This window comes from Flagellimonas sp. 389 (assembly GCF_018449435.1).
Taxonomy (GTDB): domain Bacteria; phylum Bacteroidota; class Bacteroidia; order Flavobacteriales; family Flavobacteriaceae; genus Flagellimonas.
In genome coordinates, this window is sequence record NZ_JAHCMU010000007.1 from 24,341 (window position 1) to 38,241 (window position 13,901).

A 13,901-nucleotide genomic window follows, 5' to 3' on the forward strand; every position below is an offset into this window, starting at 1 on the left:
CTTTTAAATTATCAAGAACTGATTTTTATCATCTTTTTTTAACTATTCTGCATAAAATCCTCTCTAATGGGACTGAATACATCTATTAAAAAACCTGCTTCTAAACACACGGCTCCGTGCATTACGTGGGGAGGGATGTAAAAGGAATCACCACCATTCAATATTTTGGTCTCATCTCCAATAGTAAGTTCAAAAGAACCACTTACCACATAGGTTACTTGTGAATGATAATGTTCGTGCATAGGCCCTATTCCACCTTTATCAAACTTTACATTTACCAACATAATCTTATCATCATATCCCATTATTTGTCGCTCTACGCCTTCTCCCACGTTTTCCCAAGGGATTTCATTTCCAAACAAAAACTCTTTACTTGATCCAAAACTTTCCATACGTCCTATTTTTTGATTTTTCCGTAATAATGCGGGCCAATCCATTTATATATATATTTATCTATTTCCAATGTATGTTCTAATTGTGCCGAAGATTTCTTGTTGCACACTATAAACAAATGTTTTTCCCCAGTAGAATTTTCTATAGTTACTGCAGTATAGTCCTCCCCATTGGCCACAACACTTAAATCCTTTACTTTACTGGATGCATTTTTAGCTAATTCCGAAACGGGACTGTAAGACCCATGTGATTCAATGACAGCCGCAAAAACATCATTAGCAACGTTTTCCCTGCGCAACATAAACCCAGCGTCTCTTCGTAAATTAAACTCTGGGTCATTGGCACCGATTCTTGTAAACAGAAGTTCGTCGTTGGTTTTGGTTGTTAATGTTAAACTGTAAAATTTTTGATCATTGAGCCAAGTGAGTTTTGTATTCTCCTTCTCAGGATTTCCTTTTCCCTCTAACCAAAGATGTTGGTATCCATTTTCTTTTCCCAGCGAAGTCAAAACTGATGGAACATCATAGTCAAAATCTGTATCGATAATTTGCCCCATATAGTAAAAGGGCAAATCGTATTGATGCTCTTTATTGCCCTTGACCCTAAAGATATCCAGTACAAATCCATTTTTCAGATTATCGTCTTTAATAATTGCCAGTGTCCTCTGCAGGCTTGTTCCGGGATAGGCATTTTCTTCTTTAGCACTGACAATTTGAATAGCTTCTTTCGAAAAATCGACAAAATGCAGATCCGAATGATGTTTGCTCCCTACATCGTATGCCCCACCAAAATGGGATACTTCATTTTGAACCAATGTATTGTGGGCCACGGTTTGTTTTGCCCAAGTCTTGTTCTCCTTTAAATAATTACCACCTCCTTTTTGCTCGATATTTACAAATCTTGCCAATCCATAATCTTGCAACACTTCTTCTCCATCTTGGTAAAGCATATACGATAGTTTATCGTAATGTCCATGACTAAGGCCCTGAGCGGTATACTTAAAAACTAGTGCAAACCCATCTGTAGGCTGCCTTAAGATACTTATCCCACCCTGTTTGCCATCTGAGCCATCTGAAAAACTTATCGATTCCTTAACAAAAGGGCGAGCCTCCTTGTTTTGCAAACCAAGCGCTACCGACAACCCTGTTTCGTCTAAAACAACACGTTGCTGTTTTTCTGCGATGCTGAGCAATTCGGGATTCTTACCTCCGTAATAGTAAGCAATATCAACTGCACTCACCAACGACCTTGAAAAATATGACATCCCTTTTTGGGCATCATTGATGGGGAAGAATTCACCATCTGCATCGGTTAAGTTCAACAAAGCATTAACGGATTTTAAAAGAACGCTGTCTTTATGTTCAAACACCTTTAGTTCTGGTTTGACATTGTGCAATGCCTGGGCAAAAATTAGGAATGGGTATGAAGCGTACCTTTGATAGTAAGGACCTTCTGTATAGTATCCATCCGGTGAAAATGGTTCTTCCAAATTGGCAAAGAAACCAACTTCCTGTCCCTCAACAGTTATAAAGCCTCCATCATTATCCTTAGCGCCGGTCTTAAGATTAGCATCCTTAATTCCATATAAAGCCCTTTGGACCAATTCCTCATCATCCATTACCAAGCCGATCATACCAACGGCAGCATTGCCCCATGTACTGTGATTGTGCACCCTATTAAAAAATTGTGGGTTTTCTATCGATATGAAATCCGCAAAAGGTCTAAAAAGGTTTTTCTCCAACTGTTTTCGCTCTTTTTTGGAGAGCCAATCATGAATACAATCGTAAGCTTGGCTTACATACACCAACCAATTTGAATCGTTGAGGCATTGCCAAAATAACTTCCCTCTTGCATATGATCTTTCTTGTGGATGTATCGGTAAATCTTGATATTTTTCTTCATATTCAAAAAGCATATCCCGAATGTACCTTGCATACTTTTCGTCATCCAAAATTTGAAACAGCACACCTGCTTTTTGTAAAATAAAGAAGTTTCTTTTATGCCTTTCGTGTGTATATCCACCTGAAAAATCTTTTGGTATAGGAACATCAATACCATTTTCAATTTCTACGTCCACTTCTTTTTTTATCTGGGTCAAAGTCTTATCAAACAGTGGAATACTGCCTAAATTGGATTTAATCTGTGCAACTCCATCTTTAGTGAGAATAAGTTTAGGATGTTCCTGTGCCTGGATAAAAAGCTGGAAAAAAAGGAGTGTTACCAGTAAAGAAAGTAGAGAGGAAAACCTATTATGGACTCTTGATAGTTTCATTTATTGAGATATTACGCCTAAATCACTGCCATCTGTTGCCTTACCTTTTATAGCAGAATTTGAGCTGATCTTATAGTCATCAGATTCAAACTCAACTGGAAATGTCCATGCATTTTCAATAGTGTATTTCTGGTCTCCCGTTATCGTAGTTGTCTCGGTTTTGAAAAAATTATTATTCAATATAGCGACAATGGGCTCGCCTACAACTAAATGCATTCCTATTCCTTTACTATTATTGAAAATATTGTTTTTGATATCGATTACCTGAACACCATATAAAGAGATCGCTTTATCATATCTGTTTCGCTTATCATGGCCCACATTATCAAATGTACAATGTTCCATTTCCAAGAAAGGTCCAAATGTACTCTCGTCTTTTCCACCTCTATGCAATCTTAGCGCAGCACCACCTATGTCTGAAAAAACTGAATTCTTCATGATAACGTACTCAGCGTTGTAAATACCAATATCATCTGTCTCTTTGTCCAGAGCTACTATATTTCCTGAGACGGTTTTGAAGATTGAATTTTTTATACTTATTGTGTCGGCAAACGTATTTTTATAGGTCCTGATGGCATCAAAAGAATGATTGACGTCCAAGTTTTTGAATTCGCAATTATCTATGAACAATTTATAGTTCTTGTTCATAGAATATTTACTTGTACTGATTACCGAATTGCCTGTTCTATCCGGTGATTCTTCACCATCAAAGGTCAAATTTTGTAATGACAGACTTCCACCATTTTGAATAGTAATAGCTGATTTTTTCTCAAATAATATTTGTGGCTTTTCATTGCTTTTAGATGTAATGGTCAACGGGTGTCCAATAGCTATGGTTTTGGTTATGGTGTACCTACCGGCTTCCAAATCTATTACATCTCCCGGATTGGAGTTTTTTGCTGCATCGAACAGCGTATTCAATCCTGGGGATATCGAAATCTTTTTTCCTGATGATAATGCAACTTCAGCATCTTCTTTTGAATACCAGCTAACTCCGGTGTTTTCTTTGGTAGCCAACTTATCGCTCAAAACTGCACCTTGACCTTCTCCTGTATTTTTAGGAACCCGAAGTCCGTACTCATTTTCAACAAAATCAAGTTTTTTAGAGGAAAAGCCAGTTTCCGAAATTGAAACAATATTTGGGCTCAACAGATTGTTTTCGAACGAAATTCCATCGATATCATCGTATACCGTAAAAATATCATTTTTGGCTTCATTGTAGAAAATATTGTTGGATATAGAAGAATTGATGGGCACCGCGCTTCTTTCGGCATCACTACCGGCGCACAATTGTATATGGTCACAGTCTATAAATGTGTTATTACTGATTTTAGCATCTTCAACTTGAAAGTATCTATTGATAGGCGAATTCGGAACCCCGTTCATCACTACGAAAGCCCCTCGAAAACGATACCCTTTTAAACCAATTCCGTAGTTATTGCGAACCGTTTGTTGCCCATTGATTACGCGGATACCTCCTGTACTTGGTTTATTGTTTCCAATAAAAACATTGCCTTCTACCAAAGTTTCGTTACCATGCCGCATGGTCAATGTTCCCGTACATTCGAAAAAAACGTTGTCCCGGTATGTATTTTGAAAAGATTTGTTAGAGATTATTTCATGCTCTCCATTACATCTGTCAAAATAATTTGACTCCACCAAAGTGTTTGAGTTTATCATGGAGTAATGACTTGTACCAATACGCAATGTTTCACCACCATTGGAACCAAGGTTAGGTCGAGGGCCAAAATAATTATGGTCTATTCTGTTGTTATTCTCTTGACTTTCTTTCGTGTTAAGACGAACAATCATAGTTACACCACGGTTCCCTTTACCAACAAGATGGTTGTGGTCTATCCTATTATTCTTTCCATAGATAGCGACCCAAGTATCTGGTTCGTGACGTTCGGGATTATTGAAATTATCGATAACACACTCGGTTACCCTACAGTTATTTGCAACAGTCTTTTTATCTTTTTTAAAGGAAATGACCTCGGTAGTGGGTGTGAATCCATTTTTAAAAACAAGCCCTTCCACTATCAAATGGCTTCCTGCGATTCTAATGTTAGAACTTCCCTCTAAGAATACTTTTCCTTTTTCCTCAACAGTAAGGGTAATAGGGTTTTGTTCAGTACCATTTCCCTCAAACAACAATTCCGTATCTTTCCATACGCCATTGGCCAATGTTATGACGTCTCCGGGCTGCGCATTTTCCACCGCAGTATTGAATTCTTCTACAGAATTGACCAGTTGTTTTGAGTCCTTTGGGGAGTTGCATGACACTAATAAAGTTGTGCAAATACAGAAAAAAAATCGAGTAGAAATGTTCATCTAAAAATTGGTTTACCAAATTGGTTTACCAAATATATGTATATTTACCATATTGACAAAGATAAGAAGGCAAAACCGTCAGAAATACATTTTTGAAGTATGAAAAATAGTGATGAATCAATTATAAACAAATTACGTAAGATAAGCACGGCAACCATTGCCACCAATCTTTTTAAACGAGGGTTAAAAAATCAGTTCATTCAAAAAGTTAGGCCGTTAAATGCCATAAAGCATACAATGGTCGGTAGGGCTTATACATTAAGGTACATTCCTGCACGGGAAGATTTGAATTCGCTTGAAGTATTTAAAAACCCTAAACATTTGCAACGAGTTGCCGTAGAAGAATGTCCCAAAGATTATGTGCTGGTCATTGATAGTAGAAAAGATGGCAGGGCGGCTTCTGCAGGGTCAATTCTTGTTACCAGACTCATGAATAGAGGTGTTGCGGGTATTGTGACCGATGGTGGCTTCCGTGATTCCAAAGAAATCGCGGAACTTAATTTCCCCTCTTTTCACGTTATGCCGTCGGCACCTACAAATTTATCACTGCATCAAGCTATAGCTGTTAACGAGCCTATTGGTTGTGGGGACGTAGCTGTTTTTCCGGGGGATTTTATCGTTGGTGATCATGATGGTGTCATGGTCATACCAAAAGACATTGCTTATGATGTAGCAAAGGAATGCTTGGATATGACCCTCTACGAAGAATTTGTTATGGAAAAAGTGCAAAAAGGTGTATCCGTGATTGGTTTATACCCATTGACCGATTCAAAATTAATCTTGGAGTTTGAGCTTTGGAAATCAAAACTAAATACCTCTAAAAATGAGTAGGTCTAACAAGTTTTTGTCAAATTTATATCTTGTATCTTCCCAGTCTACCTATTCTTGATTACAATCCGCAACAAAGCTAACTAAGAAAATACTCGTCAATAACTTCTGCTAAAATCCTTACTATAATGGATAAATTCGAAACACAGATTTATTTACCTATGTAGTTATCAAAATCATCCTATAGAATATGTATTTGATTCTTAGAATCTAAGTTTTTCATCTTTATCCCAAAGTCCCCAATAGGCTCCAACGTCACCTTCGGCACCCACCTTCCATGATTCATCAAAAGAAGAGAAATAAAATATCTCGATATCATCTTCCAAAGCCCACTTTTGGGTATTCATAAAGTACTTGAGCGCATTTTCATGCGATGGGAATGCACCTTCAAGATTGGTACCATGGCTTGGCCAACCTGTTTCTGAAATAATAATCTTTTTTCCATTGGCAACTTTTACTACCCTCTGGTACATGTCTTTCATATACAGTAGCGAATAATCCATATCACAACCTTCCCAAAATGGATAACAATTGGCTAATATAATATCGCAGGCTTCTGTGATTCTTTCACGTTCGGTAAACTCATAATAAGCATCCACATAACCTACGGGCACATTGGGAACTGCTTGTTTTACTTGCGACATAAAAGCCAGTAGTTCATCCTCGGTTAAATCGCCCCGAAGCATAACTTCGTTACCGACGGCAGCAATGTCTACGTGACCTTCTTTGGCCAATTCAATAAGGTTTTCAACCTCTTGCTTATTAATTTTGGGGTCATCGCCCAACCATGCTCCAACCATAGTTTTTATACCATATTCCTTTGCTATACGTGGAATGGCCTCATTACCTTCGGTACATGAAAAAGAACGAATCCATTTAGTATAAGGTTTAATGATTTCCATTCTTCTGCGTATCTGGTCTTCTGTAATCTGGTCACCAGGTTTTTGTCCTTCCACATAGGGACTAAAGCACAGTCCGTGCATACCATCTTCTAAAACACTTCTGCATAGGCTTTCGAGTTCGGAGGTGGTTTTATCAGCATAATCCATGGCAGCTAGTGCCAAAAACTTCTCTTTTCTAGATGATGACATAATGTTCCTTTAAAGTATTCTATTTAATTTATTTAAAATTAAGCTAAAGCTCGCTTCTACCTTTGATAGGTTTGGCTTTGATTTCTTTCGTTTTTTCAGATTGATTATATTTTTCCACATTACCCAAACTGCAAGTGGAGCTACTAGTCTGATATCCATTAAAAAACGCCTCTACAGTTTTTCCTTGTATAAATCTTAAGACGCTCTACTTCTTTGGCTCCAGCAGGCATTTCTTCCAGCTTTAAACCAGGATAATCATCTGCTTCTTTCCATTTTGCAATGGTGGAACTAAAAAATGATGAAGCCGTTACATCTGCTTCATAAATAATCAAATCATAGACCTCACCCTTATCTCCACCAAAACGGGTTACTACCTGCCATTCCCCATCTCTTTTGTAGGAAGTATTGGTATGGTCCGATTGTGGATAATATCTATCATCAGTGGGTCTAATGATTACCCAAATATCTTTTTCATGGGATTCGGGATAAACTCCCATAGTTAAAATACGGCAATCCACGGAATCTTTATCTATTGGAGAAACTACTTTCACAACATTTACCGGTCCTGTAATTTTCAACTTTTTCCCTATGGATACCTGTTCTATTTGGCTGTTATAATTTACCAGTTCAGAAGAATAACTCCCGTATATCATCATTAAAATACCAATGATTCCCATAGGTATTCCCAGTTTGGAGCTGATAAGCCCTTTGCCTGAATTTCCTTTTTTGCCGGCGAGTATTGCGGTTAATGTAAGCAAGACTCCTATTAATAGGATTATTATTTTTGTTGACATTTTACTGTTTTTTTAATTATTTGATCTTCTTAACAATTCAACATTGTTATAACACTCCTCTTCTTTCTTCCAATTGAGCTTTAATATCTTTTGCTCTTTCTTCGGATAGGCTGTATTTCCACATAATCCAAATAGCCAAAGCTGCGGTTACCACGGGTATGATGATATCGGCAATTCTTAATTTTGTCAAAGTATCTACTGTCTGCGTGGCTGCGTTACCATCAAATCCTATTACCTTTAATACCAAGCCCCCTAAAACTAGCGCCAATCCTTGACCAAGCTTTACAACCCACCAGTATAATGCACCGAAAGTACCCTCTTTCCTTGGCATTCCATTAACGAGTTCGTCTAAATCACAAACATCTGCGGTCATACTCATCATTAAAGTGAATAAACTACCTAAACCAAATGACATTAAAGGTATTGGAACAAAAGAAAGCCAAATATTATCTGGAGTAAAAGCCCACCATTTCATAGCATATCCAACAATGGAAAGAGCTGTTGAAACAATAAAAGCTTTCTTTTTACCCCATTTTTCAGCCATTTTTGACACAATTGGAATCACTAAAAATGCTGAAACAAGTGCTCCAATGGAACTGAACCAGGCTGGCCATGTCGAAGTGGCTTCATAACTTCCGTTAAAAATGTAAAAAACGAAAATGAAGAAACTAAAAGACGCAACAATCTGGTAACCATTAAAAACCAAAAAAGTAGCGCCACATAATTTCATGAAAGGTTTATTCTTTATAGCCTCTTTTATACTGATCAATAAATCTTTTAAGTTGCTAAATATTGAGGTAAACGTTAGTTTTTTCCTATTCCCCATGTGAGAAGCATCAATACCCCTACAAAAAATAGCAGGTAAAAGGCCAAGTAGCAGACAGGCTACCCCAACATAAATTGCCATGGTTCTTACACCTTCTGCTTGATTACTAAAAATATCGGGATCGGCAATGATTACCCAAAACCAGGGTACGATCACCCAAGCCAAAAGACCTACTGTTTGCGAAAACGCCATTAAACGTGTCCGTTCGTTATAATCGGAAGTCATTTCGTAGCCTAGGCCCACCAAAGGTGTTGCAAACATGGTATTTCCAATAAGGAAAACCATGGACATAATTAGAAAGTACCAAAAGTTATAGTCTGAAGAATTGTTTTCATCAAGTTGCCAAAGCAAGACAAATGTAAAGGCACTCAGAATACCTCCAACCAAAATATAGGGTCTCCTTCTTCCCCATTTTGAACTGGTATTGTCCGAAATGAATCCCATGATGGGATCTGTAATCGCATCGAAAAATCTGGGCAGTCCACCTAAAAGTCCTGCCAAAAATGGGTCCATTCCAAATGCGGTCAGCAAAAAGAACATGAAAAAACCCAAGGCTCCTGGATATAGGTTCAAAACCAAATGACCTGCTCCAAAGGCGGCTTTTTGTCCTAATGGGACCAAATCTTTTTTAGCAGTTTTTACATTAGACATAATGATAGTGTTTTAGTTAGTATTAGTTGATTCATCAACAGAAATTACCAAGGTCTGCAGTGCCTGTGCACTTATGTTGATATTGGTGATTTTTTCGCCCAGTTGAAGCATTGCGCTTTTTGGCTCATTTTCTTCATTAAAAACAACTACGATAATTTCCCCATTAGGATTCTTAGCGGCTGTAATCATTAATGAATCATCTGTTTTTTCAAATCCAATTCGTACTGCACCTGGTCTTATGTATTTGCTAAAGTGGGCAAGCGCATAATAAATAGGTGTAAAGTAGACCTCATCTTTTTCAATATCTACAATTACTGGGGCCACGCACCAGTTTTTGAACCAGTTGGGACCTCCTTGTGTATCCAAGACCATATTCCAGTCTATCCAACCATCTACCCAATTGTTAAGACAACCAATGATATCACGGGCATAGCGGTTTACAGGTGCATATTTGGGATGTAAATGTTTTTCATGCTCAGGGGCCCAATCCCATCCCCAATCAGTAGCTTCTTTTTTCCAATACCAAGCATCGTCTTTCCATACGGGCACTTCTGCATCCACACAGGCCTCTGATTGTATTAAATGCTTTGTGGGAGCCGCGTTATGGGCAAACTGTAACGATTCTGGAAACCAATCATAGGTACTAGCGTACCAATGTACTGCTGTACCATCAAAATATTTTGATGCAGCTTCATCTTGGAACATGACTTTTACCCATTCTTGAAGCTCCTCACCTCTATTTTGATCATATCCTAATATTTTTACCTGATGACCGTCCTCTTCCAGCTTAGGCCCTAGATGATACTTTACAAAATCGGTCATTTCTTGGGGGGTGTAATGCATACTCTCCCAATTGTTATTATTGCCCAAGGGCTCATTTTCTACGGTAAGGCCCCAAATATCAATATCCTCTAATTTGTAGGCATCGATATATTTAGAGAAAAAAAGTGCCCATGTATCGTAATATTCTGGCAATAACTTGCCCCCACGCCAGTCTTTATTATCTTTCATCCAAGGTGGTGCTGTCCATGGGGATGCCAAAATCTTGAATCCATCCCTAGAAGCAGCCATTGCCTCTTTTATAAAGGGAATGATATCATCCCTATCCTCTTCAATTGAGAAATGGTTTAGCTCCATATCACCTTCGACCGGGGCATAGGAATAATTGCTCAAAGAGAAATCACACGAATTTATATGCGTTCTGGTCAAAGAATACCGTGCTCCTTCGTCACCAAAATAGGCTTCTATTATTTTCTCGCGATTCTCCTTGCTCAAATTGTTCAACAAATACGCCGATGCCTCCGTAAAAGAACCTCCAAAACCGGTAATGGTCTGAAACTTTTGATCTGGTAATATCTCTATTTTTGATTCGATACCGGGAGAAGAAAAGTTGCTGATTTTACTTAGCCTATTTCCATTTGCCGAGGTTTCGAATACTTCGACTTCCAATTTGTTATCTACGTTACACGCATTGAGTAGTATAGCCAATGTGATACTAAAATTAAATATGTTAAACTTTTTCATGTTAGTGGGCAACTGCCTGTTCTTTCTTGGTTGGAGGGACAAGAACATCCTGCATCAATGCTTCTTTGTCTCCATCATATGTTTTGGTGATTGGGTTTCCATTTCTGGTCAAACCTTCAAAAGTTCCTTTATCGACCATATCCCATAAGGCATATTTTGCTTGGCCTTCGATAGTAAAAAGACCAAAATGATTTTCGGATCCACTAGCGTTTGCGGCGTCCTTCCACTTTTCATTGAAAGCTTCAAAATAAAAGCAGGAAATACCATTAGCATTTGTCCAATCACGTATTTGATGGTAATACATGGCTTCTTTGTATTCGTCGGTAGCTTTTGAACCTTCAGGGCCATAATGACCGTTCGATACTGTTGCCCACCCTGTTTCACCAATATGTATCGGTTTGTCAACACCCAAGCTTTTCATATAATTTGAGACAGCATCATACTGTGAAACGGCAAATGCTTTGGCTCGAACCATAGCCGAGTCGATTTTTTGGATATCCGAAAGTTGCTCTTCCGCTTCGGGGACGCCCCAAAACTCAGGATTGTAATGTGAGTTGTGATAGGGATAGGTATGCATTGAGATATAGTCTACGGCTTTGATGAGTTTTTCAAGGTCTTCGGTATGGTAGCTATCATCTCCCCCACCCCATGAAGAATAATCATCGGAGCTTGTAATCCACAAATCTTTGCGCAGTTCTCCTTTTTCCTTTAATTCCTGAAGATGGTTCACCCATTTTAGAATGACGGACGGTTGTACGTAATAGCTCTCGGCCCATTTGACCATGGATTCATTACCAACTGCAATAATCTTTACAATGTCCGGGTATTGGTTTGCAAGAGCCACAGCTCTAGCAATTTCACCTTCATTTTGTTCACTTTCTACATTGTGGTCGGGAGTTTCTCCGGTCCACGCATTTTTACAATCTATCCATGCACCCAGCATTACATACATTTCAAAATTGGAATTTTCCTTTTTTAGTTCTTGTATTGCTTTTAACAGGTTGGATGCCTGTTGTAACTGGACATTGTACGTACGCAAAATTTTGATGCCCATTGCGGAGAGAATCTTCATATCTTCTTTTAGTTCGGCAATGGTAGGCTGAACATCCCGTGTATCTGCCTTATAACCACCATAGGATATTGCCAAGTAGTCTGGGTTACCTAAAATGTCTTTAGCTATCACTTCTTTTTCTATTTGAGGTTTGTTGTCTTCTACTTTGGTTGTCTTTTCTTTACATGAATAGCTTACTGTCAGCACTAGTGCAGCAACTATTGGTCTTATCATTCCTTGTATACTCATGTCGTTTGGTTTTCATCATTAGTTATAACTATCTTGATTCAACATTCTTAATACCTCAGTCCAAATCCATATGGATATAGCGGAGTGATTGTTTTGTCCCAAAAATTAGGTCCATATTTTCCTTTATAGTCTTCGACCGATTTTGGCCATGAGTGCGGTAATGTTCCTTTAAAGTTGTAATCTCCAAAAAGCACTTCCGCAACACCTCCTCCTTCGGACCCAAGTAACCATGCAGCAATAAATGCTTCTGATTGTTCTATTTGTTGTGTTGTTACCAAGGGTCGACCCGAAATCAATATCACTATAGTTTTCACGCCCATATTGGCATAAGTGTTCACGTAGTTTCGGTGACTTTCGGTCAGTGTTAATTGATACGCATCTATTTCGCCGCCTATATCCCCAAAAGACTCGGCATAAGGTGTTTCACCAATTACTATAATGGCAACATCAGCATCATTATGGTTTCCCGATGCATCTATATCGTAAACTACTGTTCCTTTAGTTATTTTTTCAATTCCTTCGAGAATAGTGGTTGCTCCTTTATAATTTTCTGTGGAGCCCTGCCAGTTTATTGTCCATCCTCCAGACTGTAATCCAGCATTATTGGCATGCTCCCCTACAACTACAATTTTTTTCGTTTTTTTATCAAGTGGGAGTATATTGTCGTTGTTTTTAAGCAATACCAATGATTCCCTTACCGCTTGTCGTGCAACATCCCGATGCTCTTGAATTCCAATTTTTTCGATTAACGTAGCATCTGGAAAGGGGTTTTCAAAAAGACCCAATCTATATTTTTGACGCAATATGCGCCTTACCGCATCGTCAATACGTTCTTGTGGCACATCACCGCTTTGCACACCATTTTTTAAGCCTTCAAGGTACATTTCAAAATCACCTTCCACGGCCATTACTACATCTACCCCAGCATTGATAATGTCGTTCTCCCCAAATCGGGAATAGCCTTTCCAGTCCGAAACCATAATACCATCAAAGCCCATCTTTCCCTTTAGGATATCTGTAATGAGTTCTTTGTGGGCATGCATTGGCCTGCCCGATAACGAATTAAACGATGCCATCACAGAACCAACACCTTCATTAACCGCAATCTTATAAGGGGGCAATAATCGTTCTATTACTTCGTCCATGTTTAAAGAGGTATCGCCACCTTCAAAACCATAGTCCGTGGCACCATCTCCAATAAAGTGTTTTGCCGTTGCCATTACCGTTCGCTTATCGGATAGCTTACCTTGAAGTCCTTTTACTGAAGCTTTAGCCAATTTTGCCGTCAGTTCTGTATTCTCAGAAAATGCTTCATACACTCTGCCCCATTTTTCATTGTAGGGTATGGCCACACAGGGTGAAAAAACCCATGTAAATCCAGTAGCTTGTGCTTCCAACGCAGTAATTTGGGCTGCACGTTCTACCAGTTCTGCATTTCGGGTAGCTCCCAAACCAATGTTGTGCGGGAATATAGTAGCACCTTCAAAAGTGTTTTGTCCATGAATGGCATCTACGCCGAAAAACATCGGGATTCCCAAACGGGTCGACAATGCCTTTTTCTGTAGTTCTGTAAACTTTTCTTGCCATTCCATAGCTGTTTCTCCAGGTAGCGGACCTTGTGTATGAATTATGGAGCCAATGAACTTTGAAGCGATATCTTCTTCAGAAATATCATCAAAGTGCCGCACTTGTGTCATTTGCCCTATTTTTTCATCTAAGGTCATCCGCGTCAAGAGTGAGTCAATTTTTTGTTCTATGATAAGACCTGTATTGGTTTCAGGGTTCATCTTTTGGTTTTTGCAAGACAAAAATGACAAAGCCACCACAAAGCAAAGCATGGAATTGGTCATTTTTTGGATAGTTTTAGTCTCTTATTTTAAATGAGACTGTA

General features: G+C 38.6%; 10 protein-coding genes. 1 reads left to right on the plus strand and 9 read right to left on the minus strand.

Going from position 1 to position 13,901, the window contains the following annotated elements:
- Positions 1 to 38: 38 nt before the first annotated feature.
- From KIM67_RS07430 to KIM67_RS07440, 3 genes are read right to left on the minus strand one after another with little or no spacing between them, the layout of a single operon-like run.
- Positions 39 to 392 carry a cupin domain-containing protein gene (locus tag KIM67_RS07430; RefSeq protein WP_213830714.1) on the minus strand — a complete coding sequence of 118 codons (354 nt, stop codon included), beginning with the start codon at positions 390 to 392 and terminating at the stop codon, positions 39 to 41.
- A 5-nt stretch (positions 393 to 397) separates the two neighbouring features.
- Positions 398 to 2,665, minus strand: a complete 2,268-nt coding sequence (locus KIM67_RS07435) for a heparinase II/III family protein (RefSeq protein WP_213830715.1) — start codon at positions 2,663 to 2,665, stop codon at positions 398 to 400.
- Positions 2,666 to 4,948, minus strand: a complete 2,283-nt coding sequence (locus tag KIM67_RS07440; protein ID WP_298868349.1) for a chondroitinase-B domain-containing protein — start codon at positions 4,946 to 4,948, stop codon at positions 2,666 to 2,668.
- Between the two features lie 147 nt (positions 4,949 to 5,095).
- On the opposite strand from KIM67_RS07440, the gene KIM67_RS07445 reads away from it, so the two are divergent.
- Positions 5,096 to 5,827 carry a ribonuclease activity regulator RraA gene (locus KIM67_RS07445; protein WP_213830717.1) on the plus strand — a complete coding sequence of 244 codons (732 nt, stop codon included), beginning with the start codon at positions 5,096 to 5,098 and terminating at the stop codon, positions 5,825 to 5,827.
- 200 nt (positions 5,828 to 6,027) lie between these two features.
- Here KIM67_RS07445 and KIM67_RS07450 read toward each other — a convergent pair whose 3' ends face one another.
- From KIM67_RS07450 to KIM67_RS07475, 6 genes are all read right to left on the minus strand, one after another.
- Entirely contained in the window at positions 6,028 to 6,915 is an 888-nt protein-coding gene (locus KIM67_RS07450; protein ID WP_213830718.1) for a glycosyl hydrolase family 17 protein, read from the minus strand.
- A gap of 158 nt (positions 6,916 to 7,073) precedes the next feature.
- Complete coding sequence (locus KIM67_RS07455; protein WP_213830719.1) at positions 7,074 to 7,709, minus strand: hypothetical protein; 636 nt, start codon at positions 7,707 to 7,709, stop codon at positions 7,074 to 7,076.
- Between the two features lie 46 nt (positions 7,710 to 7,755).
- The gene (locus KIM67_RS07460) at positions 7,756 to 9,186 is read right to left on the minus strand and encodes an MFS transporter (RefSeq protein ID WP_213830720.1); all 1,431 of its coding nucleotides are present in this window, start codon (positions 9,184 to 9,186) and stop codon (positions 7,756 to 7,758) included.
- 12 nt (positions 9,187 to 9,198) lie between these two features.
- On the minus strand, positions 9,199 to 10,710 hold the full coding sequence (locus tag KIM67_RS07465) for a glycoside hydrolase family 30 beta sandwich domain-containing protein (protein ID WP_213830721.1): 1,512 nt from the start codon (positions 10,708 to 10,710) through the stop codon (positions 9,199 to 9,201).
- A gap of 1 nt (position 10,711) precedes the next feature.
- Positions 10,712 to 12,010: a glycosyl hydrolase family 17 protein gene (locus tag KIM67_RS07470; protein ID WP_250149192.1), complete on the minus strand. Its 1,299-nt coding sequence runs from the start codon at positions 12,008 to 12,010 to the stop codon at positions 10,712 to 10,714.
- Positions 12,011 to 12,057: 47 nt separating this feature from the next.
- Complete coding sequence (locus KIM67_RS07475; RefSeq protein ID WP_250149193.1) at positions 12,058 to 13,797, minus strand: glycoside hydrolase family 3 N-terminal domain-containing protein; 1,740 nt, start codon at positions 13,795 to 13,797, stop codon at positions 12,058 to 12,060.
- Positions 13,798 to 13,901 lie beyond the last annotated feature (104 nt).

Bases quoted from the DNA above. Each gene is read 5' to 3' on its own strand.
- KIM67_RS07475 (WP_250149193.1), bottom strand. From the start codon at position 13,797: ATGAACCCTGAAACCAATACAGGTCTTATCATAGAACAAAAAATTGAC.
- KIM67_RS07470 (WP_250149192.1), bottom strand. From the start codon at position 12,010: ATGAGTATACAAGGAATGATAAGACCAATAGTTGCTGCACTAGTGCTG.
- KIM67_RS07460 (WP_213830720.1), bottom strand. From the start codon at position 9,186: ATGTCTAATGTAAAAACTGCTAAAAAAGATTTGGTCCCATTAGGACAA.
- KIM67_RS07430 (WP_213830714.1), bottom strand. From the start codon at position 392: ATGGAAAGTTTTGGATCAAGTAAAGAGTTTTTGTTTGGAAATGAAATC.
- KIM67_RS07465 (WP_213830721.1), bottom strand. From the start codon at position 10,710: ATGAAAAAGTTTAACATATTTAATTTTAGTATCACATTGGCTATACTA.
- KIM67_RS07445 (WP_213830717.1), top strand. From the start codon at position 5,096: ATGAAAAATAGTGATGAATCAATTATAAACAAATTACGTAAGATAAGC.
- KIM67_RS07450 (WP_213830718.1), bottom strand. From the start codon at position 6,915: ATGTCATCATCTAGAAAAGAGAAGTTTTTGGCACTAGCTGCCATGGAT.
- KIM67_RS07455 (WP_213830719.1), bottom strand. From the start codon at position 7,709: ATGTCAACAAAAATAATAATCCTATTAATAGGAGTCTTGCTTACATTA.
- KIM67_RS07435 (WP_213830715.1), bottom strand. From the start codon at position 2,665: ATGAAACTATCAAGAGTCCATAATAGGTTTTCCTCTCTACTTTCTTTA.